The 25,835-nt window shown below is 61.5% G+C and carries 24 protein-coding genes, 1 tRNA gene and 2 pseudogenes; 14 read left to right on the top strand and 13 right to left on the bottom strand.

All coding sequences use genetic code 11. The annotated features are described in order from the left end of the window. Window positions 1–22: 22 nt before the first annotated feature. On the bottom strand, window positions 23–403 hold the full coding sequence (locus FNJ47_RS27415) for a DUF3175 domain-containing protein (RefSeq protein ID WP_163158754.1): 381 nt from the start codon (window positions 401–403) through the stop codon (window positions 23–25). Between the two features lie 184 nt (window positions 404–587). Here FNJ47_RS27415 and FNJ47_RS27410 point away from each other — a divergent pair, with 184 nt between their 5' ends. From FNJ47_RS27410 to FNJ47_RS27395, 4 genes are all read left to right on the top strand, one after another. Next, window positions 588–2,081 (top strand): MFS transporter, encoded by a 1,494-nt coding sequence (locus FNJ47_RS27410; protein ID WP_165445892.1) that lies wholly within the window; start codon window positions 588–590, stop codon window positions 2,079–2,081. 27 nt (window positions 2,082–2,108) lie between these two features. Next, entirely contained in the window at window positions 2,109–2,918 is an 810-nt protein-coding gene (otsB, locus tag FNJ47_RS27405) for a trehalose-phosphatase (protein ID WP_163158762.1), read from the top strand. Between the two features lie 203 nt (window positions 2,919–3,121). Further along, window positions 3,122–4,573, top strand: coding sequence for an alpha,alpha-trehalose-phosphate synthase (UDP-forming) (gene otsA, locus FNJ47_RS27400; RefSeq protein ID WP_163158752.1), 1,452 nt, complete (start codon window positions 3,122–3,124; stop codon window positions 4,571–4,573). Between the two features lie 514 nt (window positions 4,574–5,087). Further along, window positions 5,088–5,177, top strand: a tRNA-Ser gene (locus tag FNJ47_RS27395). A 662-nt stretch (window positions 5,178–5,839) separates the two neighbouring features. Here the strand turns inward: FNJ47_RS27395 and FNJ47_RS27390 are convergent. The 3 genes from FNJ47_RS27390 to FNJ47_RS27380 form a co-directional block, all read right to left on the bottom strand. After that, window positions 5,840–6,373, bottom strand: a complete 534-nt coding sequence (locus FNJ47_RS27390; RefSeq protein WP_175068426.1) for a hypothetical protein — start codon at window positions 6,371–6,373, stop codon at window positions 5,840–5,842. 87 nt (window positions 6,374–6,460) lie between these two features. Continuing rightward, window positions 6,461–6,958, bottom strand: coding sequence for an Hsp20/alpha crystallin family protein (locus tag FNJ47_RS27385; RefSeq protein WP_175068425.1), 498 nt, complete (start codon window positions 6,956–6,958; stop codon window positions 6,461–6,463). 84 nt (window positions 6,959–7,042) lie between these two features. Beyond that, complete coding sequence (locus FNJ47_RS27380; protein ID WP_163158750.1) at window positions 7,043–7,492, bottom strand: Hsp20 family protein; 450 nt, start codon at window positions 7,490–7,492, stop codon at window positions 7,043–7,045. A 478-nt stretch (window positions 7,493–7,970) separates the two neighbouring features. Between FNJ47_RS27380 and FNJ47_RS27375 the strand changes: the two are divergent. Further along, window positions 7,971–8,636: pseudogene (locus FNJ47_RS27375) on the top strand (SphA family protein); the annotation flags it as partial. Between the two features lie 80 nt (window positions 8,637–8,716). Here FNJ47_RS27375 and FNJ47_RS27370 read toward each other — a convergent pair. From FNJ47_RS27370 to FNJ47_RS27355, 4 genes are all read right to left on the bottom strand, one after another. Next, window positions 8,717–9,595: an ABC transporter permease gene (locus FNJ47_RS27370; RefSeq protein ID WP_163158748.1), complete on the bottom strand. Its 879-nt coding sequence runs from the start codon at window positions 9,593–9,595 to the stop codon at window positions 8,717–8,719. 1 nt (window position 9,596) lies between these two features. Continuing rightward, on the bottom strand, window positions 9,597–10,478 hold the full coding sequence (locus FNJ47_RS27365; RefSeq protein WP_163158746.1) for an ABC transporter permease: 882 nt from the start codon (window positions 10,476–10,478) through the stop codon (window positions 9,597–9,599). A 71-nt stretch (window positions 10,479–10,549) separates the two neighbouring features. Further along, on the bottom strand, window positions 10,550–11,842 hold the full coding sequence (locus FNJ47_RS27360; RefSeq protein WP_163158744.1) for an ABC transporter substrate-binding protein: 1,293 nt from the start codon (window positions 11,840–11,842) through the stop codon (window positions 10,550–10,552). Window positions 11,843–11,862: 20 nt separating this feature from the next. Continuing rightward, window positions 11,863–12,900 (bottom strand): ABC transporter ATP-binding protein, encoded by a 1,038-nt coding sequence (locus tag FNJ47_RS27355; RefSeq protein ID WP_163158742.1) that lies wholly within the window; start codon window positions 12,898–12,900, stop codon window positions 11,863–11,865. 82 nt (window positions 12,901–12,982) lie between these two features. Here FNJ47_RS27355 and FNJ47_RS27350 point away from each other — a divergent pair, with 82 nt between their 5' ends. Together FNJ47_RS27350 and atzD are read left to right on the top strand one after the other, a co-directional pair. Then, window positions 12,983–13,171, top strand: a complete 189-nt coding sequence (locus FNJ47_RS27350; protein ID WP_163158740.1) for a hypothetical protein — start codon at window positions 12,983–12,985, stop codon at window positions 13,169–13,171. Window positions 13,172–13,258: 87 nt separating this feature from the next. Beyond that, window positions 13,259–14,395: a cyanuric acid amidohydrolase gene (gene atzD, locus FNJ47_RS27345; RefSeq protein ID WP_163158758.1), complete on the top strand. Its 1,137-nt coding sequence runs from the start codon at window positions 13,259–13,261 to the stop codon at window positions 14,393–14,395. Between the two features lie 78 nt (window positions 14,396–14,473). On the opposite strand, the gene upp (FNJ47_RS27340) is transcribed toward atzD, so the two are convergent. Then, window positions 14,474–15,109, bottom strand: a complete 636-nt coding sequence (gene upp / locus FNJ47_RS27340; RefSeq protein WP_163158738.1) for a uracil phosphoribosyltransferase — start codon at window positions 15,107–15,109, stop codon at window positions 14,474–14,476. Between the two features lie 316 nt (window positions 15,110–15,425). Here upp (FNJ47_RS27340) and FNJ47_RS27335 point away from each other — a divergent pair, with 316 nt between their 5' ends. Genes FNJ47_RS27335 through upp (FNJ47_RS27325) form a run of 3 tightly spaced genes read left to right on the top strand, consistent with a single transcriptional unit; the run spans window position 15,426 to window position 18,570 of the window. After that, window positions 15,426–16,673 carry a GTP cyclohydrolase II gene (locus tag FNJ47_RS27335; RefSeq protein WP_163158736.1) on the top strand — a complete coding sequence of 416 codons (1,248 nt, stop codon included), beginning with the start codon at window positions 15,426–15,428 and terminating at the stop codon, window positions 16,671–16,673. Between the two features lie 8 nt (window positions 16,674–16,681). Next, the gene (locus FNJ47_RS27330) at window positions 16,682–17,926 is read left to right on the top strand and encodes a URC4/urg3 family protein (RefSeq protein WP_163158734.1); all 1,245 of its coding nucleotides are present in this window, start codon (window positions 16,682–16,684) and stop codon (window positions 17,924–17,926) included. Window positions 17,927–17,940: 14 nt separating this feature from the next. Then, entirely contained in the window at window positions 17,941–18,570 is a 630-nt protein-coding gene (gene upp / locus FNJ47_RS27325) for a uracil phosphoribosyltransferase (RefSeq protein WP_163158732.1), read from the top strand. 33 nt (window positions 18,571–18,603) lie between these two features. Here the strand turns inward: upp (FNJ47_RS27325) and FNJ47_RS27320 are convergent, their stop codons facing one another. Both FNJ47_RS27320 and FNJ47_RS27315 read right to left on the bottom strand, forming a co-directional pair. After that, on the bottom strand, window positions 18,604–19,092 hold the full coding sequence (locus tag FNJ47_RS27320; protein ID WP_283811295.1) for a deoxycytidylate deaminase: 489 nt from the start codon (window positions 19,090–19,092) through the stop codon (window positions 18,604–18,606). Between the two features lie 205 nt (window positions 19,093–19,297). Next, window positions 19,298–19,534, bottom strand: a complete 237-nt coding sequence (locus tag FNJ47_RS27315; protein WP_163158728.1) for a hypothetical protein — start codon at window positions 19,532–19,534, stop codon at window positions 19,298–19,300. Window positions 19,535–19,757: 223 nt separating this feature from the next. Between FNJ47_RS27315 and FNJ47_RS27310 the strand changes: the two genes are divergently transcribed. The 3 genes from FNJ47_RS27310 (at window position 19,758) to pucL (ending at window position 21,935) form a co-directional block, all read left to right on the top strand. Then, window positions 19,758–20,039 carry a hypothetical protein gene (locus FNJ47_RS27310; RefSeq protein ID WP_163158726.1) on the top strand — a complete coding sequence of 94 codons (282 nt, stop codon included), beginning with the start codon at window positions 19,758–19,760 and terminating at the stop codon, window positions 20,037–20,039. Then, window positions 20,026–20,931 (top strand): 2-oxo-4-hydroxy-4-carboxy-5-ureidoimidazoline decarboxylase, encoded by a 906-nt coding sequence (uraD, locus tag FNJ47_RS27305; RefSeq protein WP_163158724.1) that lies wholly within the window; start codon window positions 20,026–20,028, stop codon window positions 20,929–20,931. The genes FNJ47_RS27310 and uraD overlap by 14 nt, the downstream gene beginning before the upstream one ends. A 149-nt stretch (window positions 20,932–21,080) precedes the next feature. Continuing rightward, window positions 21,081–21,935, top strand: a complete 855-nt coding sequence (pucL, locus tag FNJ47_RS27300; RefSeq protein ID WP_163158722.1) for a factor-independent urate hydroxylase — start codon at window positions 21,081–21,083, stop codon at window positions 21,933–21,935. Window positions 21,936–21,939: 4 nt separating this feature from the next. Here pucL and FNJ47_RS27295 read toward each other — a convergent pair whose 3' ends face one another. Beyond that, window positions 21,940–24,696 carry a molybdopterin-dependent oxidoreductase gene (locus FNJ47_RS27295; RefSeq protein ID WP_163158756.1) on the bottom strand — a complete coding sequence of 919 codons (2,757 nt, stop codon included), beginning with the start codon at window positions 24,694–24,696 and terminating at the stop codon, window positions 21,940–21,942. 20 nt (window positions 24,697–24,716) lie between these two features. Beyond that, entirely contained in the window at window positions 24,717–25,538 is an 822-nt protein-coding gene (locus tag FNJ47_RS27290) for an FAD binding domain-containing protein (protein WP_163158720.1), read from the bottom strand. A 124-nt stretch (window positions 25,539–25,662) separates the two neighbouring features. Here FNJ47_RS27290 and FNJ47_RS51570 point away from each other — a divergent pair. Continuing rightward, window positions 25,663–25,835, top strand: a pseudogene (locus FNJ47_RS51570) (8-oxoguanine deaminase); the annotation flags it as partial.

Genomic DNA, 25,835 nt, shown 5'->3' with positions numbered 1-25,835 from the left:
GTTGGTCGCGGAAACGGCGGGGCTAATCCCGCCCGAACTGGTGCTTCAACTCGAGCTTGGCGCGTTCCAGCCGCGACCGCTCGGTCTTCGGTAGCGTCTTGCCAGCGCGGGTGATATAGAAGGTCAGCATCGACAATGCGGAACGGTAGGCGCCGCTCTTGCGGCGCGTGCTCTGCTCGGCGGATTTTTTCAGTGACGACGCGATCTTCTTCGCGCTGGTCTGCTTGAAGACGCCGTGCTTCAGGTCGAGCGCGTCACTTTCCTTAGTCACGCGCTGCGACCAGCGCTTCGAAATTGTCGTCTTCGCTCCGCGCTTGCGGCGCGCTGTGCTCGTGGCTCGTCCGGCAGTTTTTCGTGCGGATTTTCTTGCGGGCTTGCGCGTGACTTTGTTGTGTGCGGCCATCGATACCTCCGTGCCTTTTGAGCCGAGAACGGCGCGCCGTGATGGCAGTTCCTATGCCGCATTGCGGGAACCCTTCCGAGCTTGAGGCGTTGATATCGCGTGGCGGGCACTCCGTTTGCCGCGATCCTGAGAAATTGAACCTTGGAACGTATCGTTCCGGGGATTTTCTGATTGGTCCAATCTGATGAATTTGCAGCGGACACAATCGAGCCCTGCGACAACGATCGACGGGACCGCGCCGCCAACGGCACAGAGCAACGACCGCATTATCGAGACCTCGATTCCGGTTCGGCTCGACAATCTCAGTTGGAGCGGCTTTCACACCCGCGTCGTGCTGGCGCTCGGCATCACCTGGATTCTCGACGGGCTCGAAGTGACGCTCGCCGGCGCGTTGTCGGGTGCGCTGAAGGAGAGCCCGACGATGAGCTTCTCCAACGCCGACGTCGGCCTTGCCAGCAGCGCCTATCTCGCCGGCGCGGTGCTCGGCGCGCTCGGCTTCGGCTGGCTCACCGACCGGATCGGGCGCAAGAAGCTGTTCTTCATCACGCTCGCGGTTTATCTGTCGGCGACGGCCGCGACCGCGCTGTCGTGGAATGTCGCGAGCTACGCGCTGTTTCGCTTCCTCACCGGCGCCGGCATCGGCGGCGAATACACTGCGATCAATTCGACCATTCAGGAGCTGGTGCCGGCGCGCTATCGCGGCTGGACCGATCTCGTCATCAACGGCAGCTTCTGGATTGGCGCTGCGATCGGTGCGCTGAGCGCCATCATCCTGCTCGATCCCGCATTCCTTGCGCCGGACCATGGCTGGCGGATCGCCTATTTCACCGGCGCGGTGCTCGGCCTTGTCGTGCTTTTCATGCGGATGTGGATTCCGGAAAGCCCGCGCTGGCTGATGATCCACGGACGCCCGGAAGAGGCGCACAAGATCGTCGCCGATATCGAGACCTCCGTGCTCGGCCACGAACAGTCCAGCGAAGATTTCGACAAGATCAGGCTGCGGATGCGCGATCATACGCCGCTGCGCGAGGTCGCGGTGACGCTGTTCTCGACCTACCGGCAGCGCTCGCTGGTCGGGCTGACGTTGATGGCGGCGCAGGCCTTCTTCTACAACGCGATCTTCTTCACCTTCGCGCTGATCCTGACCGACTTCTTCGGCATCGCCGCCAGCAATGTCGGCTGGTATATCCTTCCCTTTGCCGCCGGCAATTTCCTCGGGCCGCTGCTGCTCGGCCGGCTGTTCGATACGCTGGGCCGCCGCACCATGATCGTGCTGACCTATGGCACCTCGGGCGTGCTGCTGGCGCTGTCCGGCTATCTGTTCTCGATCGGCGTGCTCAGTGCGCAGACCCAGACCATTGCCTGGATGGTGATCTTCTTCTTCGCCTCGCCGGCCGCGAGCGCCGCCTATCTCACCGTCAGCGAGACGTTTCCGTTGGAGGTCCGTGCGCTCGCGATCGCGGTGTTCTATGCGGTTGGCACCGGCATCGGCGGGGTGATTGGACCGGCGCTGTTCGGCGTGCTGATCGACACCGGATCGCGCAACAGCGTCTTCGCCGGCTACCTCTTGGGGTCGGCACTCATGTTGGTCGCCGCAGCCGTCGCATGGCGCCATGCCGTCGCGGCCGAGCGAAAATCGCTCGAATCTGTCGCGCGACCATTGGCATTTGTGGAGTAGACTGTGACGAAGCATGATTTGGCCGAAATGCCTCTGGATGATGACATCAGCCCCGACGCGACGACCGGCAGCTTGCCGGCGCCGGCATCGCTGATTCCGCCGCTGCGGCAGACCGCGGTGCTGCTCGACATCGACGGCACGCTGCTCGATTTCGCGCCGACGCCGCGCGAGGTCTGGGTGCCGCCGGAGCTGTCGACGACGTTGAAGCAATTGCACGAGCGCACCGATGGCGCGCTGGCGCTGGTCAGCGGCCGTTCGCTCAACGACATCGATCTGATCTTCGCGCCGGACGTGTTTCCCGCGATCGGCGGCCATGGCGCCGAGATGCGGTTGCAGCCGGACAGCGAGGCGGTCGCCGCACATGCGCCGCCGCTCGACAAGGAATTGAAGCGCCGCCTTGCCGCAATCGCAAAGCTCAGCCCCGGCATTCTGCTCGAAGACAAGGGCTATTCGCTGGCGCTGCATTATCGGCTCGCGCCGCAGGCGGAGAAGGCGATCTATGAAGCGGTGTCGCTGATCCGCGCCGAACTGCCGAATGCGCCGATCGAGGTGCTGCCGGGCAAGAGCGTCTGCGAGATCAAGCATTCCGGCTTCACCAAGGCAACCGGCGTGCGCGAACTGATGACGCATGCGCGGTTCAAGGGACGCCGTCCGTTCTTCATCGGCGACGACGTCACCGACGAGACGGTGTTTGCGATCATGCCGGACTTCAACGGTCTCGCATTCTCGGTCGGCCGTCGTGCACTCGGCGTCGACGGACATTTCGACGGGCCGAGCGATGTGCGCGCGTTTCTTGCGCGCTTGCTCGACGATGATAGGGACGTCAGCCTGTCCTAACCAAATCATCTGCACCGCACGCACGGCCGAATACGGTTGTTTTGCGTCGTAGCGTGCATCTCGCGTGGATTTTTCTTTTCGCGAGTTCCCGCGAGTTCCTTATCCCTTTGCCAGAATTTGGTTTCATTTGGGAGATTCCTTGATCAGGAACCATCTTGATGAATGGTTGTTAATACGCGAGTTGACCAACAGGAGGGGACCTGGTGAACCTCGTCGTCGTATCGAACCGCGTCTCGCGCGGAAAACCCAACGAACCCATGACGGGGGGCCTTGCAGCGGCATTGTTGCCGGTGGTGGAAAAGACAGGGGCAATATGGGTTGGTTCCAGCGGACGGGTCCGCGACGGGAACCACAAGGAACCTTTCGCAGAAGTCGAAGCTCTCGGTGCGGGCGCGCTGGCGATGCTCGATCTGCCGGCCGCGCATTATGGCGGCTACTACGAAGGCTTTGCCAATTCGGCGCTATGGCCGGCGATGCATTCGCGCGCCGATCTGATTCGCGCCTCGCACGAGGACTACACGAGCTATCGCGAAGTAAACGCGTTCATGGCGCGCGCGCTGCTGCGCTTCCGCAAGCCCGATTCCGTGTTCTGGATCCAGGATTATCACTTCCTCGCACTCGGCGCCGAATTGCGCGATCTCGGCGTGACGCAGCCGATCGGCTTCTTCCTGCACACGCCGTGGCCGGCGCGCGCGGTGATCGCGGGCGTGCCCAATCACCGCGAGCTGATCGAGGCGATGCTGTCCTATGACCTGATCGGCTTCCAGACCGATGAGGACTGCGAGAACTTCCTCAGCTACGTGCAGAACGATCTCGAATTCGAGGTGCGTGACGGCGTGATCAATTCGTCGTTCGGCCGCACCCGCGCTGCGGTGTTTCCAATCGGCATCGACCCCGACAAGTTCGCGCAGCAGGCAACCAAGGCGATGACGCATCCCGACGTCACGCGGCTGCGGCGCAGCCTCAACGGCGAGAAGCTCGCGATCGGCGTCGACCGGCTCGATTATTCCAAGGGGCTCGTCAACCGCATCAAGGCGTTCGACAAGATGTGGTCGCTGCATCCGAACCTGAGGCGTTCGGTGTCGCTGTTGCAGATCGCAACGCCATCGCGTGGTGCGATCGAGGCCTACGGCAATCTCGCCAGCGAGGTGGCGAAGCTCGTCACCGACGTCAACGGCGTGCATGGTGAGGTGGACTGGACGCCGATCCGATATCTCAACAAGGGCTTTGGCCAGGGCGTGCTCGCAGGGCTCTACCGTACGGCGCAGGTCGGCGTGGTGACGCCGCTGCAGGACGGCATGAACCTCGTCGCCAAGGAATATGTCGCCGCGCAAAATCCGGCCGATCCCGGCGTGCTGGTGCTGTCGAAGTTCGCCGGTGCGGCGAACGAGCTCGACGCCGCATTGCTGGTCAATCCGCACGACATCGACGGTATGGCGCGCACCCTGGCGACGGCGCTGGCGATGCCGCTGACCGAGCGGCGGATGCGCTGGGAAGCGATGATGGAGAAGCTCAACAGCGGCACCATCCAGCAATGGTTCGCCGATTTCATCGAGGCGCTGCAGGATACGCACAGTGCGGGGAACGCGGCGCTGCCGGAGCCACCAACCCTGTGGCCGCGCCGCACGGCGGACTTTGCCGCGCGCTATCACTGAGCGAACACTGAATGTGGAGGATGGGTCGGGCGCATGGCGCCGTGCCCACCTCGGTGCGGCGTGATCGCAATGGCGGTAACGCCGGCAGCGCAGGGACGACGGAGAGTGTGTGGCGCGATCTGTGAATCATACAACCGCATTCTCGCGACAGGTTTCGGCCGAGCTTCGCATTTCGTCTGGCCGCTCTGTTCGCAGAGGGCGCGGGGAAAGCCCGGTGCCGATCGCACCCACGGGCCCCGAGCAAAGGAAGAGATCTCGGGGTAAAGCTGCGTGCCCCGAGGTGCGCAATTGCGCACCTGGGCGCGACGAGGATCGATGGATCGACCGCGTGGTCTGATTTGCGCCGGTCTTTGACCGGCCGCCGGCCAAAATCGCGCGTAACCGCAACAAGGAGGCGCAGTCCGGCTGACGCCGTCGCCAATTTACCCAATATTTTCAATCAATTGGGGAAATTTCGTGCTCCGGCCGCGCGCCCCTTGCAAAATCCGCCCCGTCCCTTCAAGAGAGGCCTCCCGGAGAGATGGCCGAGTGGCTTAAGGCGCACGCTTGGAAAGCGTGTGTGCGGGAAACCGTACCGTGGGTTCGAATCCCACTCTCTCCGCCATTTCTACGCCACAGCTCTCCCCAGTATCCGATTGCTCGAATCTACCGCAAGGCCACCGAAGAATTCCGCGATTTTGCGCTAATCCCTCGCGCAAGCCCTTTTTTGGTGGGTTCGGAGGAACGATTCTTCCGCCACTAAACTCTTCTCCTCTCCATCCCATCGCTCGAATCGACAGCAAAAACAACGAATGGCGCGATAGAGGCTGTTGCGGCTAGCCCGCGACGGTAACCCTGATCGCCACCCAAACCGTAGGTTTTGGCTGTGGGTTGGGAGGATGGATTTTGCGAGGGAGACAGCGGCCCAACCGCCTTCCGCGGGCACCCCGCCGGGCGACAACTAAATTAGGTGGAACGCTCTTTGAACCCCTCTGGCGAGCCACTGTTGTCAATTGGGGACTGGTGGACGTTTCATTAGTGCTCGACCAAATGCGCCGATCATTGCTGCCGCCTCATGATCTCCACGATCATCGAGAATGCGATGAAGCGTCCTCGCACTTTCTTGGAATACGGGCAAAAGCGATGGGTCACGTTCGCACAAGACACCTGCGATGCACAGCGCAAGGGCCTCCACACCCATCTTCGCTTGAGTTAACGGATCTGCTGCCATCTTTTCTTGCCTTCATCGACAGTTTCGCAATTGTACGCGGGCCCGATCCCCCGGGCTCAGTTTGTGTGACGACGCTTGCTCCTGGAGGCGATTAAGCCCTTTAATTCCTCGACAAGACGCCGCCTGATGAAGTTGCGTTCGCCGTCAGTTAGTCGAGTGTCCAACAGCCTTCGGTATCGCCGTACATTTGCTTCGCGAGTCCACCGAGCATCCGCGCGGGATACTTTCAACGGCCGATGCCGCCTCGTCGCCGCATGCCGTTCGGAAACGCAAACAGCGCGCGCCGGCTTGCTCAACCGAGGCGGCCGCATTGCCATTCCACCGCGCGGGGGCGGATCCTCCTCGTCATCCAGCCACTTCAGCGCCGCCAGGATGTCGGCAAGACGTAACCGATGCTGAATGCCGGGCACCTTCCGATGAGTCGGTTGGGACTCGACGACGTACATATCCGACGCCCAGGACGAAAGGATAACGCGTTTCTCGTCTGTCGAGAGCTGAGCGTCATTCAATACATCGCCCGGTGAATTGTAGTGCGATATTGAATGAAATGGCGACTGATTGATCTTGGCATTGCGATTGACCTGGCTCATGGCGTGTCTCCTGCTTTCTCCTTTCGTCCAGAGACGCGTTGTTCGAGATGGAGGTCGGCGACGGTTAGCCGCCGCCGACTTCTTGCATCAGTTGCTGTTGATCGCGATACGTTTGACGTTCGACCTTGACTGCTCGGATCTCGGCAGCGTCACGGTCAGGATTCCATTCTTGAAGTCGGCTTTCGCCTTGTCTTCCTCCACGCCATCAAGCGGAATCTGGCGCTCGAAAGAGCCGTAGTACCGCTCGCTGATGAACTTGGAATCATCGCTGCGTTCGGCCTTTCTCTCACCCCGGATCGAAAGGATGCCGTTGGCGATTTCAACCTGGACATCCTGTTCGGTGAGGCCCGGGAGTTCGGCCGAGACCGTAACCTGCTTATCGGTCTCATTCAGCTCCAGGCGTGGCCAGCTGAACTGGCCCTCCATCAACGGAGCGTTGATGCGACCGAATGAGCCGAAGCCGCGGAAGGCGTCATCGAACAGACGGTTCATCTCGCGGTGGAAGGTGATAAACGGATCGAACGCCTCTCGTCCGCTTGAGAGTTCTTGACCTTTGGTCCAGGGAACGAGATCCCGAATACCCATGATATCCTCCTTGACTTGACATGCATCTGGTCAGCGCACGGACGGCTGTCGTCCGTGCGTGATTTGACCCAACAAGAAGCGGGCTCAGGCCGCCTTCTGCGTGATATGTCCGGCAGGAGCGCCGCTTCCGATGGCGATGCGCCGAGGCTTCATAGCCTCGGGGATTTCGCGCACGAGTTCGATCCGCAGCAGACCATTGTCGAACATGGCCGACTTGACTTGCACGTAGTCGGCAAGGTTGAACTGTCGCTTGAACGGACGCGCCGAGATACCCTGATAGAGGTATTCGTTCTGGCCCTTGTCGCTCTTGCGACCTTCCACGGTCAGTACGTTCTGCTCGGCCGTCACTGAAACCTCGTCCTGGCCGAAGCCGGCCAGCGCCACCGAGATCTGGTAACGGTCCTCTCCAAGCCGCTCGATATTGTAGGGCGGGTAATTGTCTTCGGACCGATGCTGGGTTTCGTCGAGAAGATCGAAGAGGCGGTCGAATCCAATGCTCGAACGCCACAGGGGAGTGAAGTCGTATGTCCTCATAGCCAAGTCCTCCTAAGAGCAAGATGGATACGAAGGAGCGCAAGACGTTCGGTGCAAGACACCTGTCCGGCGCCCTGTTCGCTCTGCCGAGCCCAAGCTGGCGCTCGGCACCGCCCGTAGACGGCAAAAATCCAGTTAGAAGAGTGGCAACCAGTTTCAAGAGCGACGGCAAAAATTTTTTGACGTCGCCTTCGTTCGGCTGTCCCGACCCCACCGGAACCGCATTCGTGCAGTTGGCCTGGGTAGACCAAGCGGGACTGGCCGCGCGGGGCAAAGCACTCGTTGTGCAAGGCCGCATGAGAGGCGTGCCAGTCGCGTTGCTGCAGCGCGGAATTCCCGCTTGCAGCTGTCTTGGCAGAATCTTAGGCCGCCAGTCCCGGCAATTCGCTCCGAATGCCCGTCATAATGAAATTCACGCCTGCCGCCGCTGCAATGAGCGCCACGATATGGGTCATGACGTTGATTCCAGTCTTTCGGCGGTCGCAACAATGCCTCCGTCGCCGCATCCCTGACCGGCCCGCTCGGAAATACGATCAATCTGTCGCGCTCCGAAGCATTGACTGACATCGGCGACGTCATTCCGCAGGTCACGCTGAAGTGGAACAAGGGCGTCAACAACATCATGATCTACGGTATGGGCGACATTCCAGTCGGTGCCTACGATCCAAAGCGCCTCGCTAATCTTGGCATTAGCCACGGCGCGATGGATTTCGGCGGCGGATACACCTACTTCAATCCGCAGACGGGCAACGAACTGTCCGGGGTCGTCGGCTTCACCTACAACTTCAAGAATCCCGATACGCAATATCAGAGCGGCGTCGACTTCCATTTCGATTGGGGCGCGTCGCACTTCTTCACGCCGAACATCCAACTCGGCATGGTTGGCTACGCGCTGCAGCAGATCTCGGATGATACCGGGCCGGGCGCGACGCTTGGTGCGTTCCGTTCGCATGTCGCCGGCGTGGGGCCGCAAATAGGTTTTATGTTCCCGGTCGGGGATATGCAGGGCTATGTGAATATCAAGGGCTATAAGGAGTTCGCCGCCGAGAACCGCCCTCAAGGCTGGAACACCTGGGTCACATTTGCGATCTCTCCGGCGCCTCCCGAGCCCGGCATAGCGAAGCCGATCGTGAGGAAATACTAGTGAGGCGGCGAAAGCCAGGATGAACTACGCGCGTCGGACCAGTCGGGGACCGATCCGGATCAGTATGCGCGAGCTCGGCGCTACACCATTCCCTTGCCCGCGTCCGATCCGTGACGTCGTTGCCGGGCCTGAAGCACGAGAATGACAACCAGCGCCAGGAAAATGACGAGAAAGGAAACTGCACTCGTCAGCGTTCCAAGCGCATAAATGTCCGGCTTTGTGACGGTGGTCGTCAGGCCCTGTAAATCAAGGGGCAGTGTGTTGACGGAACCGATGGTCTGGCTTGAGCGTGCGAGCTCATCCCAGGAAAGGGTAAATCCAAACAGACCGATACCGACGACCGACGGCAATATGATCGGCAGCACGACGTGCCGAAATGTCTGCCAAGGCGTTGCGCCAAGGTCGCGTGCCGCCTCTTCGAGCCGATTGTCAAATCTGTTGAAGATCGCAAACATGATCAGCAGGCCAAATGGCAGAGTCCAGGTCAAATGCGCTCCAAGGCCAGACGTAAACAGCCCCATGGCCGTTGTCCAATCTCCGACCCCGCTCTTGATGATGAAATCGTCAAGCAGGCGGAATTCCAGGGCGATGCCGAGCGAGGTAATGATCGACGGCATGATCAGGCTTGCGATCGCAACATAGAACAGGAAGGTCGCGCCGCGGAACGATCTGCGGAAGGCCATGCCCGCTGACACGGAGAGCACGACCGTGCACACCATGACGACGAGGCCGAGCTGCAGCGATCGCTTGAAAGCCGCCCCGATGTCGACGATGCCCGAACCGGAGAACACCTTGCCGAACCACACGAGGGACACGCCGTTCATTGGAAAGGTCAGGCCGCCATCGGGTCCCTGAAACGACAGGATATAGATCGCGAACATCGGGCCATAGAGAAACAGGACGTAGGCGGTGAAAAACGCAGCAAGGAGATAGAAGGATCGCGGTCGCTTCTCGCCCATCTCACAGCTCCTTGCGAATATCGACGACCCGGGTCAGCGCCGAGATAATCAGGATCGTGATGCCGAGCAGGATGACTGCATTGGCTGCAGCCGCCGGGAATTGCAGCGCATTCAGGCGCGCCTCGATGATCTTGCCGGCAGATGCGATCTGTTGGCCGCCCATCACCCCTATCGTGACAAAATCACCCATCACGATTGTGATCACGAAGATCGAGCCGATGACGATTCCGGGCTTTGCCAGGGGAATGATGATGTTTACCAGCGTCTGCCAACCGGTCGCGCCGGCATCATAGGCGGCTTCGATCAATCGTCTGTCGATGCGGATCATCGAGTTGAAGATCGGTACCACCATGAAGAACGTGAAGAGATGCACGAGGGCAAGCACGACGGAAAACTCCGAGAACAGCAGCCACTCCAGCGGTTGGTGGATCAACCCAGCACCCTCGAGGCCCCTGTTGACCAGACCGTTCCGGCCAAGAAGCGGAATCCACGCAATCATGCGGATGACGTTCGATGTCCAGAACGGGATGGTGCAAAGCAGGGTGAGTACGATCTGCCAGGTTTTCGACCGGACGTGGAACGCAAGAAAATAGGCGACGGTAAACCCGATCAGAAGGGTCAGGACCCAAGTCAGCAGGCATAATTTCAGGGTCTTCAAATAGGTCTTCAGGATGGTGCAGAGATTGGGCAGATCTGCAATGCATCCCTCGAACGTATCGCTGTAGCCACGCAGGCTGAACGCTGGAATCATTTCATATTCGTTGTAATCCCATGCGCTGACGATCGTCACGAAGAGTAACGGCAACAGGAAGAACAGCGCGAAAACGAGCATCATCGGTGCGGCCTGAAGCCATGCAACGAAGGTCTTGCGTTCTTGAGTCATTGAGAGGCCAATCGCAGTGATGGCGAAGGACTTGCCGTACGCGTTGGCCCGGCAAGTCCTTCTGGATTGGATCACGCAGCTATGAATTCATTCCACTTGCGCACCATGTAGTCGTTCTCGTCCATCACCGCGTTCCAGCAGGCGACGGCGCCCATGCGTTCGTCGTAGGATCCACCATCGCGCGTGGCGCCGGCCTTCTCGAGAATCGTGCCGTCGGGCGCCTTGATGTCGCCGACCGCGGCCTTGCCTTCCATCCAGTAGCCCCATTCGTCTGCCGTCATGTTGGCCTTGGCGGTCGAGAGCACGGCCGAATAATAACCCTGGCGATTGAGATAGGCGCCCGCCCAGCCCGACAGATACCAGTTCACGAATTCATAGGCCCAGTCGAGCTTTGGTCCCGAGACCGCCTTCGATACACAGAACCCTGACGCCCAGGAGCGATAGCCTTCCTTGAGCGGCTGGAACGTGCAAGCGATCCCCATCGAGCGCACCTTGGTGACCGCGGGCGACCACATCGACTGAATGACGGTTTCGCCCGATGCCATCAGGTTGACGGATTCGTTGAAATCCTTCCAGAAGGCGCGGAACTGACCGGCCTTTTTGGCCTCCGTCATGATCTTCATGGTGAGATCAATCTCGGCCTTCGTCATGTTGCCCTTGTCGGCATACGTGTGCTGGCCGCTGGCTTCGACCACCATCGCGGCATCCATGATTCCGATCGACGGAATGTTGAGGATCGAGGCCTTACCCTTGAATTCCGGATTGAGCAGTTCAGTCCATGATGAGATCGGCCGTTTGATCAGATCGGGCCGGATGCCGAGCGTGTCGGCGTTATAGACCGTGGGGATCAGCGTCACGAATTCGGTCGGCGTCTTGGAGAACGTCTTTGAGTTCGCTCCCTCAAGATAGAGCACCTTCCATGGCGCGGTGCCCTGGTCGCCGATCTTCTTGCCGTTCGGCAACTGACCCTTGGTGAATACCGGCGTGATGTTGTCGAATTCCTTGATCTTCTTGGCGTCGAGGGCAAAGATATTGCCCGACGGCACGAGCTTCTTCAGCGAGAAATACTCCGTATCCAGCACGTCGAACGAGTTGGGCTGGGTGATCACACGCTTGGTCACGTCGTCGGTGGTCGCCGTGATGTATTCGATCTTGATCCCGGTATCTGCCAGACATTTCTTCGAAATCTCGTCACCTTCGTTCACTGCCGTTCCGAGGTAACGCAGCACTTTCGCATCGGCTGAACGGACATAAGGAAATCCGGTTATTGCGCCGGAGCCTGCCGCGAGGCCGACCGCGCCGGCCGCGCCCTTCAGCACGGTGCGGCGGCTGATGCGACGATCGAATTTCGAAGATTTACTCATGATGATGATCTCCCTGGGTGTCAGGCCGCCCTTTCAGGCGACCGGATAGTTGCAGAACTGGCGGTCTTCAGAAGGCTCGCCTGCGTCGGGTCCCATGTGGCACGAACGCGCTCGCCGACGGTGTAGTTGGCCGCGTCGAATTGGGTTTCCGTGACCTGGGCCGAGATCTCGGGTCCATCGTCGACGGCAATGACGACGCGGACATAGGTTCCCTGGTATTCGACCTCGCTGATCGTACCTGTGACCGATGGGCCGGCGACGGTTTCGGTCGGCCGTTTCAGCATCAGCCGATCGACCCGAACGGCGAAGGTCTCATGGTTCAAAGCAATGACGTTGTGGCCGCCGATGAACTTCGCGGTGAACTCGGTTCGGGGGTGGTTGAAGATGTCTCGCGGCGAGCCCTGCTGTTCGATCCGGCCGCCATTCATGAGAACCACGATATCGGCGAGCGCCATCGCCTCGTCCTGGCCATGTGTCACATGGATGAAGGTCAGCCCAAGCTCGCGCTGCAGCTTCTTCAATTCTGCTCGCATCCGCAGCCGCAAGAACGGATCGAGCGCCGAAAGCGGCTCGTCCAGCAGCAAAATTTGAGGAGAGGTGATCAGCGCGCGCGCGAGGGCCACGCGCTGCTGCTGGCCTCCGGAGAGCTGGCCCGGCAGCCTTGCCGCATAGGGCTGCATATCGACGAGCTCCAGCAACTTGCTGGCCTCGGCATGGCGTGCCGACTTGGCAACGCCTTTCATTTTCAGGGCGAAGCCGACGTTGTCGATGACAGAGAGGTGCGGGAACAGAGCGTAAGACTGAAACATCATCGCCGTGCTTCGATCGGCGGGGGGCAGGTTGGTCACATTCTTCGGACCGACCAGGATGTCGCCGGAACTGACGGCCTCGTGCCCGGCGACCATCCGCAGTGTGGACGTCTTGCCGCAGCCGGACGGCCCGAGCAGGCAACAATAGGAGCCGGCGGGAATCTTGAGATTGATGGCGTCAACGGCGGTGATGCCGCCATACATCTTCGTCAATTGTACCAGTTCGAGCGCCGCCGCCGTCGTTGTCATCCGCACCATTCCGCATGGTCAACCGAGCCCCTGAGCGACCTTGTAGCCCCGGGGAGCTTTCCGGGATTGGAATGCAACAGATGTGCCAAAAATTGCGACAGATGAGACAAAAACTGGGCAAGTCCTGCTGTTCGGCAAAGCCGACCGTGCCATTGCGACCAAAATCGGAGCCGAGTTGTCCATGTTCGCCGGCTTCCCTCAGCCTGTGGCTGAACGGAAGCGGCTGGGCCGTGTCGAAAAGCGTCCCTATCGGCAAGACGATCTGGTGTGATCACGGTTTTTCGGCCGCCCGGAGGCATCGACAATCGTTATGGTCGGCCTGACCGTCCCGTCGGCCGAAGATTTGCAAGGGGAGCGCATGCGCACAAATTCGGTCAACGTCGTTCGTATCCCCACCAATGGGCCCGGTGATGTCTCGGGGCTGCTGAGCCTGATCCAGCAAGGCAAGATCGATCCGAGGTCGATCGTCGCGATATTGGGCAAGACCGAGGGCAATGGTGGCGTCAACGATTTCACGCGCGAATACGCCGTTTCAGCGCTCAGCGCTGCCCTGGCTCCCTATGTCGATCTGCCATCGCAGCGTGTCGAGCAACGGATCGCGTTTGTGATGTCGGGTGGTACGGAAGGTGTGCTCAGCCCACATCTCACCGTCTTCACACGTGACGATGTTTCCGATCGCGGCTCTGAAGTCATCTCCGGGAAGCGCCTCAGCATCGGGATGGCACACACGCGGGATTTCCTGCCCGAGGAGATCGGGCGCGATGCGCAGATCAGGGAGACGGCAAAGGCAGTCGCCGCCGCCATGGCCCAAGCTGCGATCGTCGATCCACAGGACGTGCATTTCGTGCAGATCAAGTGCCCGCTTCTGACAAGCGACCGCATTGAGGCGGCGATGGCGCGGGGCAATGAGACCGCGACCAACAGCGCATACGGTTCGATGGCGTACTCGCGTGGCGCATCGGCATTGGGGGTCGCCGTCGCACTTGGCGAGATCGAGGGCGAGATTGAGGACAAAGACGTTCTTCGGCGGTTCGATCTATTCTCGTCGGTTGCGTCCACGTCGGCAGGCATCGAACTGATGCATAATGTGGTCATTGTGCTCGGCAATTCGGCGTCGTCAGCCGCTCCATTCGCGATTGGACACGCCGTGATGCGCGACGCGATCGATTCCGCAGCCGTGATCGATGCATTGAAAAGCGTGGGACTGCACACCGAACACGACTCTAAACCGTCGACGGCGGCCCGCGAGCTCGTCAACATCTTCGCCAAGGCGGAAGCCGCACCAAGCGGGTGCATCCGCGGATTTCGTCACGTCATGCTTGAAGATACGGACATCAGCTCGACCCGACACGCGCGCGCCGCGGTCGGCGGATTGATTGGTGGTCTGTCGGGAACCGGCGCCGTCTATGTTTCCGGCGGAGCCGAACATCAGGGTCCGTCCGGTGGCGGGCCCGTAGCCGTGATCGCCCGGCTGTCGGACGATCAATCGGACTGAGGATTGGACTTCGCCTGCCGTTATGCGGATCAATCCCTCATCATTGAGGCTTCAGCACGAAGGCGATGCCGCGCACACTTACCTCGTGCCGAACATTCTGTCTCCGGCATCGCCCAGGCCCGGCACGATATAGCCGTGATCATTCAGTCTCTCGTCGATGGCAGCGGTCCAGATCGGCACGTCGGGACACTCATTCTGGAATCGGGCGATCCCCTCGGGGGCCGCGAGCAGGCAGACGAACCTGATATCTCGGACGCCTCGCGATTTGAGCAGGCTGACTGCGGCGCAGGCTGAATTTCCCGTCGCAAGCATCGGATCCAGCAGGATGACGATGCGTTCCGACACATCCTGCGGCGCCTTGAAGAAGTACTCCACGGCCTGAAGCGTCTGCGGATCCCGGTAAAGGCCGATATGCGCCACGCGCGCCGATGGGACGAGCGCCAGCATCCCGTCGAGAAATCCGACACCCGCCCGCAAGATCGGGGCGAGCGTGAGTTTCTTGCCGGCGATTTTGGGGGCCTTCATCGAGGCGACCGGCGTATCGATGTCGACCAACTCCAGAGGCAAGTCCCGAGTGACCTCATAGCAAAGCAGCATTCCGATCTCGTTCAGAAGCTCGCGAAAGCCCTTGGTGGAGCGATCCTTGTCGCGCATCAGCGAGAGCTTGTGCTGGACCAGTGGATGGCTGACGAGGTTCACGCTTTCTTTGATCATGGGATCGCCCTATCTGCGGTTGCGCGCGCGCGGAGTAGCGTGCAAGTGGCGTGCCCAATTTGCCCGAGATATAGGCACCGATCCCGGCAGCTCAGCGCAGGATGGGCGGATGACCTTGCCGTTTCCGGCCGCCGATTGCCCCTTCGTTCATGGAATTGGAAAAGAGGGGCAGGTCCTGCTCCACGGGTCCTGATATCGTCGTAAACCTTACCACTAATGCGCCCGTTGTGTTCAGCCGCGATTGGGACATACTGGAGAATCCTTTGGCTGTCGGTAATCGGACTTTTTGCCCGGCGCCATGTGTTGGTGCGTAACGATGACTCATTCCAATCGAACCGATCACATCCGGATTACATCCCATCCGGCGCCGGGCGCGAAGATTGAATTCCCAATTCATTGGGGGGCAGCCACGGCGCGCGAACGCGGGCCGGTGATCGGGACGGTTTCGCGCCCTCAGCAGCGCAATGTCATCGGCACCCACAGCGGCTCCTATTCGATCTATCGCGCGCTGGCGGTCTCGTCGGGCGCGCTCGATCCGATCCGGCGTCCGGACCTGACCAACACGCAACCAGCGGCCACGATTGGGCCATTCCCGCAATGGACGGATCCGAACCGGATCGTCTCGCTTGATCCGTGGGGGCACCTGGCTGCGGAGGCGTTCGCGAAAGAGATCGCGGAGGGCGTCGATATCCGTCCGAGCATTGCGATCACCCGCGCCCGTCTCGATTTGCCGGAATTGCAGGCCGCGATATCGGCCGGCCGGCTCAAGCGCGATGGTGCTGTCGTTCACGAAGGGGGAAGCGTCTCCGTCGTCAAGATCGCGATCGACCCGGTCTGGTATCTCCCGGGAATCGCGGCGCGCTTCGCCACGACGGAAAGCAATCTGCGCAGGCAGTTGTTCGAACAGACGGCCGGCATGTTTCCGGAACTGGTTACACGACCCGATCTCCATGCGTTCCTGCCTCCGATCGGTGGCACCACGGCCTATCTGTTCGGCGATGTCGCCAAGCTGCCCGACCATCGCACCAGCATCACCTGCCGCGTGCATGACGAATGTAACGGCTCCGACGTGTTCGGCTCCGACATCTGCACCTGCCGCCCATACCTGCTGCACGGCATCGAGGAATGCGCGCGCGCCGGACAGACCGGCGGACTCGGCATCATCATCTACAACCGCAAGGAAGGCCGCGCCCTCGGCGAGGTGACCAAATTCCTGGTTTACAATGCCCGCAAGCGGCAGGAAGGCGGCGATGCCGCCGCCCAGTATTTTGAGCGCACCGAATGCGTCGCGGGCGTACAGGATGCGCGATTCCAGCAGTTGATGCCGGACGTCGTGCACTGGCTCGGACTGAAGCGCATCGATCGCTTCGTCTCCATGAGCGACATGAAGTATGACGCGCTGGTGAGCCAGGGCATCGACATCGTCGAGCGCGTACCGATCCCCGACGAGCTGGTCCCGGCGGATGCACAGGTCGAAATCGTTGCCAAGAAGGCTGCCGGCTACTACTCGCCGGAAGAGCCTACCCAGCGCGACTTCGTCGGCCGTTCTCTCGACAAGTATTGAGCGCGGCCATGTCCTCCGTGAAGACCGAGACGGCGGCGGCCCTGTCGTTGCTCAATGCCGGGGCAGTGCGGGAGCGCGCGCACCGGCTTCTTGCCATCGGCCTCGAGGACCGGCTCCCGAACTTCCGCGTCCACCTCGATCGCATCGACACGACGGCCGAACTGGTGGTGCAGACCACACGACAGGCGTATCCCTCGCTCGCCGTGCCGTTTCATTCGCGCTGGCGGCATTTCTCCGTGAATGGTGTCGATCGCTGGGCGGGCCTGGCCGGCCAGGTCGCATGGCCGGATCGCGCGACACGGGCCCGTGCCGAATTCGATCTGGCCATGGTCAGCGTCTTTCTGGACGCCGGCGCCGGGCCATCATGGCGTTACCGCGACCCGGTGACCGGATTGGCCATCGGCCGTTCGGAAGGATTAGGGCTGGCAAGCCTCGCGATGTTCGCCGGTGGCGCATTCTCGTCGGACCCGCGACAGCCGCTGCGAGCTGATGCCGACGTGCTTGCCAATCTATCCGTCGCGGACCTCGCACGCGGCATGCAGGTCTCGGACACCAATTCGCTGGTCGGCATTGAAGGCCGGGTGAATTTGTTGCGTAGCCTCGGCCGGCTGTTGGCCTCGAAGCCGGCTGTCTTCGGACGCTTCGATACGCCGCGGCCCGGCGGGCTCTTCGACCGGCTGGCATCGGTTGCCGACGATCGCAGGCTTCCAGCCCCTACGATATTGTCGGAACTGCTCAGGGAGTTCGGGCCGATCTGGCCGTCGCGGCTGACACTCGGCGGCATCGCACTCGGTGATTGCTGGAAGCATCCGATGCTGACGACCGGGGATGCGACCAGCCATCTCATGCCATTGCACAAGCTCTCGCAATGGCTGGCCTATTCGCTGATCGAGCCGCTGCAGAATGCCGGCATTGCCGTGACCGATATCGACGGGCTGACCGGCCTTGCCGAGTACCGCAACGGCGGTCTCTTCATCGACAATGGCGTGCTGACATTCCGCGACGACAGCGATGCGTTGCGGGAGCACGATGTCGCGTCGCCGCTTGTGGTGGAGTGGCGGGGACTGACGGTGGCGTTGCTCGACCACGTCGCGGACGATGTGCGACGGCGCCTGGGGCTCGACGCGACGGCATTGCCGCTGGCGAAAATCCTCGAAGGCGGAACCTGGGCTGCGGGCCGACGACTGGCGCGCGACCGCCGCGCCGACGCGGCGCCTCCGGTCAAGATTGTCAGCGATGGCACGGTGTTTTAGGGCGGAGACTCGGTATGGAAGGTGTCACGATCGTCAGCCATCCGTTGGTGCAGCACAAGCTGACCCTGTTGCGCAACAAGCATACTTCGACCAAGTCGTTTCGCGAACTCCTCAAGGAGATCGGGATGCTGCTGTGTTACGAGGTGACGCGCGACCTGCCGCTGGCCGATGTCGAGATCGAGACGCCGCTTGCGAAAATGAAATCGCCGGAGATATCAGGAAAGAAGCTGGTGTTCGCGCCGGTGCTGCGCGCCGGCGTTACCTTTGCGGAGGGGATGCTCGACCTCGTGCCGACCGCGCGTGTCGCCCATATCGGCCTCTATCGTGAACCCGAGACATTCGTGGCCGTGGAGTATTTCTTCAAGGCCCCGAGCGATTTGCACGAGAGACTCGTGATCGTGATCTCCCCGGTGCTGGCGACAGCAAACCTGTCGGTCGCAGCGGTGGATCGGCTGAAGGAGCGCGGTGCCAATGACGTCCGGCTCGTCAGCCTGATCGCAGCGCCCGAAGGGGTTGAACGCATGCGCGGCATTCACCCGGATGTTCCGATCTGGCTTGCCGCGATCGACGCAGGTCTGGACAAAAACGCCTTCATCCTGCCGGGCCTTGGCGATGCGGGTGACCGTGCCTACGGTACGCGATAGTCAAGTCTGGTGGCGTATCGGAAGGCTGCGTGATCAATTCTCTTCTTCGGATACATCCGGCAGCTCTGCGAGTCTCGGTATGAACCGTACCACGACGTTTGCTTCCTTCAGCATCGTGCCGGCAATCGCAAAATCCTGAGCCCAATTCGAATTGGGCTGGTCAGGTTCATAACCAACGACCTCCGATATGCCCGATTGAATAATCGCTTTCGTGCATTCCACGCAGGGAAACCAGGGAACGTAGATCGTGCAATCTTTGAGCGCTATCCCGATGCGTGCTGCATTGAAAATGGCATTCTGCTCGGCATGGCAGCTCCAGATGTACTTTGCGCCGGTGATGCGGGAATGTCGCTCTTCCACCGCATCGTTGACCCCGCGCGGCAAGCTGTTGTAGCCGGTCGAGCGTATTTCATGATCGGGGCCGACCACGACGGCGCCGACCCGGCGTCCCTTTTCAATGCTCCAGTGCGCCAGATGATGCGCCAGAAGCATGAACCGCTCGTCCCATTTGCTGTCTCGCAATTCGTCCGACCCCGTTACCGTAGCGCCAGCATCAAATAGGTGCCAAAGCCAGTCAATAGTCCTGACGCCTCCTGCCGGTGCCATTCGCCGTGGGCCGGCAGATCTCCCGGCAACCACCGGCCGGGCCCGACCGACGCCGGTCGGCTGATGCCTCGGGCAAAGGCCGGCGGTCGAGAGGGCCGGCCTTTCCGATCGGTTGCGGCGGTCAGTGCCCTGCCGGGGCGGAATAGCCGCCGCGATAATAGTTCGACGTGCCCTCGTATCCCTCAGGCGTGGCCCGTGGCCAGGCCGCGTAGGCGTCAAGGTTGCGCGCCGGCACCTGGGCCTGCGTCGTGACGGCCCGGTGCGGTTTGATGCGATGACGCTCGGCTGCGCTCGCGAACTGAACCAACGCCGTGCTGATGAGGACCGAACTGAGTGCGGTAAGCAGTATCCTGGGCAATGTCGTTCTCCCTTGCCGATTTTTTCGTTCGATGGCCAATTCGCTGGCCTTCGAATCTACTCGCTGAACTATGTCTTCACGTGCCCGGTCGCGATGGCGGGGGAGTCACGAAGTAGCGAGCAAATTTCTTGGTCACGACTAAATAATCGGCACTCGTGGCCATGTGTTACCGTGGACTTTGGCAATCCGATCAGCTTCAATAAAGCGTGTTCGAGAGCCGCTCATGAAAAAGGTCCTGGCTGCCCTGCTGTTGCTGACGGCGCCCGCCTGGGCGCAGACCAAGCCGGCGACAATCAAACCGGCTTCGAAGCCGGGCACGTCGTCGGCAGACGATTGCGCTCCGATCGGCCGTACCGCGAAGGGCGAACTGGTCTATTCGCTGAAATGCGAAAACTTGCCGGCACCGGCTGCTCCACAGGCGGCGGCTCCGGCAGCACCGCCATCTGCGGAAGAGCCGGAAGTACGCCGGAGCGGCGTATTCGGATGGTCCTATGATCGCCGTTAGCGGGGCTCTCCCGAAAGCGCTCGCCGAGTTGAATGCCTGCAGCCACGACGAGTTTGTCGCCGCGCTCGCCAACATCTTCGAGCACTCGCCTTGGATCGCTGAGCAGGCCGCCCGCAGCCGGCCATTCGCCGGCATTGCTGAGTTGTTCGCGGCCATGAAAGCCGCCGTCGATCGAGCTCCTGCGGAGCTGCGGATGGCGCTCATCAATGCGCATCCCGATCTCGCCAGCAAGACGCAACGTGCCGCGGGGCTGACCGCAGAGTCCAATGCCGAACAGAACAGCGTCGGTCTCGATCGCCTGTCTGATGCGGAATATGAGGCGTTCGAGCGCGTCAACACAGCCTATCGTTCGAAGTTCAATTTCCCTTACATCGTCTGCGTGCGCCGCCACAGCAAGGACTCGATCCTGCGCGACTTCGCGCGGCGTCTGCCGAATGACCTCGCGACTGAAACGCAAACCTCGATTGACGAGATCTGCCGGATCGCGGCGTTGCGGCTGGACCAGTCGGTGATCGGCGGTGATCGCCTTGCGGTGTCCGGCCGGCTGTCGACCCACGTGCTCGACACGAACAGCGGAAAGCCGGCGGCGGGGGTCGCCATCGAACTGGTTGAGCTGGCTGAGCTCGGCGTCAGCCGGGTGGTGGCGCGCACGACGACCAATGCAGACGGCCGGACCGACGCGCCGCTCATCGGCGGACGCCCCGTGCCGATCGGTAGGTACGAACTCACATTCGGCGTCGGCGAATATTTTGCTGCTCGGGGCGTGCCGCTGGCGGATCCTCCCTTTCTCGATCGCATCACGCTGCGTTTCGCGGTGAGCGAGCCGGAAGGCCATCTGCACGTGCCGCTGCTGGTGACGCCGTGGAGCTATGCAACTTATCGCGGGAGCTGAAAGCCGCGGCGCGAACGGCGAGAATTCTGCCAGGGATAGCCCTTCCAACGCGACCAGCACCGTACCGGCTTGCCGCTGGCATGAACGTTGCTCCCTAGTTCCGACCCGAGGTAACATTCCTCATCATTGCAGCCTTGTTGGAGACATACGTGCCGCTGATCACGAACAGATACGGTAAGGGCCGGGTCCGCGTGATGCGAGTTCATCGCGAGGGCGAACGGCATGACGTCAGCCAGCTCGACATCAAGGTCATGCTGGAAGGCGAGTTCGCGCGCACCTTCACACACGCGGACAATTCCCTGACGGTGTCGACCGACACGATCAAGAACATCGTCAATGTCGTGGCGCGGGAAAACACCGGGCTTAGCCCGGAGGATTTCTGTCAGGTTCTGGCGCAGAAATATCTCGATACGTACCCGCAGGTCGCCTCGGTGTCGGTCAGCTCGCACGAGACCAGATGGAAGCGGCTGAGCTTCGACGACAAGCCGCATCCACACAGTTTCGTGCTCGATGGCAATGGCAGGCCGACCGTAGAGGTCGCCGTGAAGCGGGGCGGGCCGATATCGATTTCGTCGGGCATTGACAATTTCGCCTTCATGAAGTCAACGCAATCCGGCTGGGAGAACTACGTCAAGGATGGCTACACGACGATTCCCCCGACCAACGACCGGATATGTGCGACCAGCATGGTCGCGACGTGGAAATGGTCGGGAAAGCCGGCAGACTATCCCACCACCAATGCCAGGATCCTCGGTACGTTGCTGGAGGTGTTTGCAACGACCTATAGCTGGAGCGTGCAGGACAGTCTCTACCGGATGGGCGAGGCGGCGCTCGCGGCGGTGCCGGAGATTTCCGAGATCAACATGGCCTGCCCGAACATGCACTTCATCTTGATGAATCTCTCTGCCTTCGGGCTCGACAACAACAACCAGGTGTTCCTGCCGACCGACGAGCCGCACGGCCAGATCGAGTGCACCGTGGCCAGGGAATATGGCGCGGTTTGAGGTTTCAGACGATTGACTGGCCCGGTCCGTCCGGAGCCCGGCCGAACTTCTCGAGCAGTGCTGGAAACAGGCAGTCGGGCTTGAACGGCGTGCTCGTGAAACGGATGCCGGTCGCATCCGCAATCGCATTGCCCAGCGCTGCCGTGACCGGATTGTAGGGGCTCTCGCTCATCGATTTTGCGCCCATTGGACCAATCGTATCCGAAGTCTCGGCGAAATAGACCTCGGAGCGCGGCAAGTCGGCAAACGACGGAAGATGATAGTCGCGAAACGTCGGGTTGATCACCCTGCCGCCATCGTCGATGACCAGCTCCTCGTAAAGCGCCGCACCGAGCGACTGCGCAACACCGCCTTCGACCTGGCCGCGGCACTGCATGGGATTGGCGACGCGACCGGCATCCGCGGCTTGCACGCTTTTGAGGATACGGACTTCTCCGGTGGCCTTGTTCACCGCGACGCGAAAGCCCTGCACGTTGAAAGCGACCGAACGCGGCGTGCCGGCAGAATTGCCACTGCCGTGAAGCGTTCGTCCACTGGCTCTCGCCGCCTGAGCGAGTTCGAGGAATGACCGGCGGTCCGCTCCGCAGATCGCGGTTTCGTTCTCGAGGGCGCAGGAAGCGCCACGGGCGCTGCTCAGCTCGGATGCGAATATCTTGATCGCGTCAGCGAGGTTCTCCGCGGCTGCTTGCGTCGCTCGCCCGGCGACAAAGGTGCCGGCACTGCCATAGGCGCCGGTGTCGTGGCCGCCCAGCGCAGTATCGGATTGCCGCAGGCTGATGCGATCGACGGTTGTCGCCAACGCCGTCGCTGCGACCTGCCGATGTACGGTGCTGGTGCCGTTGCCAAACTCGGCGGTTCCTACCGTCAGCTCGAATCCGCCGTCGTCGCGGAGCGTAATCGTCGAATCGGAGAGATGCCCCGCCGGCGGTACGGTGTCGATCATGGTCAGCGCGATGCCCTCGCCGATCAGCCAGTCCTCGGAAAGGGCGTAGTGGGGGCGTTCCGCCGCCATCGCGCGCTCGACCAGGTCGATGCATTGGTCGAGCCCGTAAGAGCCATACCGCACGTCGTGGTAGTCCGACGGCGGCGGCGACAGCATGGGATCGCCGGGCTTGACAATATTGCGACGACGCATCTCGAATGGATTGATGCCGAGTTGCTTCGCCAGTTCGTCGATGGCGGCCTCGACGGCAAACAGCGTCTGCGGCAGGCCATAGCCGCGGAAAGCGCCGGCCGGTAGGGTGTTGGTATAGGCGGCGACCGCATCGACCTTCTTGTTCGGGCAGTTGTAGACGCTCACGCATTCGCTGACGGCGTGGAACAGCACGGGCCCCGCGTGATTGCCATAAGCTCCTGTATTCGAGAGCACGTCGAGTTGCAGCGCAGTCAGCATGCCTCGGCTATCAGCACCGGCCCTGACAGTGACGCGCATCGGATGTCGGGTCGACGTCGCGATGAACTGCTCCTCGCGGGTGAATTCGAGCTTGACCGGCCGGCCCGTGGCAATCGCAGCCAGCGCCAGGATATCCTCGACGAACATTTCCTGCTTGCCGCCGAAGCCGCCGCCCACGCGTTCGCAAAACACGCGCACGCTGTCGGGTGGACGATCGAAGATCTGCGCCAGGGATCGCCGGGTCAGGAACGGCACCTGGGTGCTCGAGCGAACGTTGAGGATGCCGCCGGTATCGATCCAGGCAAGCCCGCCGTGGGTTTCCAGCGCTGCGTGCTGCACCCGCTGGGTGGTGAACGTGCCCTCATAGGTCGCGGCCGAGATTGCGAGCGCACTGGCGACATCGCCAAATTCGCCATGGGTTTCAGCGACGATATTGCGTGAGGCGTCGCTGACGCGGTGGATGTCGGCGCTCTTGTCGCCGTGAATGATTGGTGCGCCCGGCGTGATTGCCAGCGCCGGATCCGTTACCGCCGGCAAGATGTCGTAGTCGACCTTGAGGCGACGACAGCCTTCTTCGGCGGCCGCCTCATTTTCGGCGATGACAGCGGCGACTTTCTGTCCGACGAAGCGGACGATGTCGTCAAGCACGCGGGTATCATCCGGATCCATCCACGCCCTTTCGTGCTGCGCGGTCGAGAACAGCCGTTTCGGTGCGTCTTCGTGGGTCAAAACCGCATGGACGCCTGGAACCGCAAGTGCCGCCGTCTTGTCGATCGCGACGATCCTGGCGTGCGGGTGCGGCGAGCGCAGCAGCTTGATGTGCAGCAATCCTTCAAGCTGGATGTCGAAGGTGTAACGTGCCGTCCCGCGTACCACGAGCGGGCCGGCCGGTGCGGGGAGGCTGCGTCCGAAGGCGCTGCCGGCGGCGGCGTCCTCGACATTCGTCTTGCCGTCGAACGCATCCTCGATCGAGCGATAGCCGGTGCAACGGCAAATATTGCCTTTCAGGGCGACGCCGAGCTCCTGACGCTGTGCCTGGTTCAACGAGGCGCCGGTCAGGATCATGCCCGCGGTGCAGAAGCCGCATTGAAATCCCTGGGCATCCAGAAAGGCTTGCTGCAGCGGATGTGCACGTGTCTCGGACCCGAGGCCTTCGATGGTCGTCACCGCATGTCCGTCGGCACGGAATGCCGGAATAACGCAGCTATGCACCGGTTCGCCGTCAAGCAGCACCGTGCACGCACCGCAGTCGCCGGCGTCGCAGCCCTTCTTGACGCCGAAATGACCGAGCTCGCGCAGGAATGTACGCAAGCATTGGCCGGGGCGGGGTGTCGCTGCAAAGGTCTTGCCGTTGATGTCGATGCTCATGGGCAGGTTCATGCGCCAGTTCATGGGCCGGTCGCGAGTTCGCGGCGGATCTCCTCGGCCAGGCGCAAGGTCATGTGCTTGCGCCACATCGGCCTGCCATGGACGTCGGCGTGGTACATGCCGTCCGCAATCCCCTGCAGGATGGTTGTGCGCAAAGCCTCGGGGCCCGGCAGGTCGGCGAAGGAGAGCTGGACCGGCCGCACCGTGGAAGCCGTTATCGTCAACCGCAGCACGCCGTTGCTGTCTACGCTCCCGATGAGGAGTGCCGCGGAGCGGCCGACCGGCGTCAGGGAAATCTGGCGAAAGACCGCGCGCCGCCGCAGCGCCGCAAGCGGAATGTCGATCTGGCGCAACAGATCGCCGCTTGCGAGCACGTTCCGCTGATTGCCGGTGACAAAATCGGCGACCGGGACCTGGTACTCGCTGCCATCCGCGCGCCATACTGTACAGATGCCATCAAGCGCCGCCGCAAGTGCGATCATCGGCCCGGCCGGAAGCGACATGCAGATATTGCCGCCGACGGTCGCGGTCTTCCAGATCTTGAAGGACGCGAGGAAGGCGCGGCAGCACTGGCCGATCAGGGGAGCCGCGATCCAGTCCGGCGGGCAGGTGAAGCTGTCGAGTTGCGCCACCGTGCAGGTCGCCGCGATGCCGAGGCTATCATTACCAATGGTCATCGCGGGCCACTTGAGGTCAGTCAGGTCGATCAGACGATTGAGATCCGTCTGGGGCTCGGAAAACAGCCAGGTGCCGCCCGCAAGCCACGCATCGCCTGCCGTCCAAATGGGCAATTGGGCCCGCGTCCGCGGCCGAACGACCTCTCTGATCGTGTTCAAATCCATCGCGATTTCAGCGCTTTCTCCGTGTTATGTGTTCGGGTAGGGACTCCTGCAAGACTGACGCCAATTGTGGGGCGATCCTTGCAAGCGAAGGCAAGGCCGACAATTGGAGATGATGGTTGGAATCATGCCTCAAGCGCAACCGATCTGGATCAAGGATCCACTTTCCATCCTGGCCGACGGGGCCGAGCGCGGCGTCGTGATCCAGGATGGCAAGATCGTTGAACTGGTCGGCCGCGGTCGCCAGGCCGCGACCGCCGATATGACGATCTTCGACGCCAGTACCCATGTGGTGCTGCC

Source organism: Bradyrhizobium uaiense, assembly GCF_010811875.1.
Taxonomy (GTDB): domain Bacteria; phylum Pseudomonadota; class Alphaproteobacteria; order Rhizobiales; family Xanthobacteraceae; genus Bradyrhizobium; species Bradyrhizobium uaiense.
The sequence above is the reverse complement of the archived record's forward strand: the minus strand, read 5'-3'. Positions and strand labels throughout refer to the sequence as shown.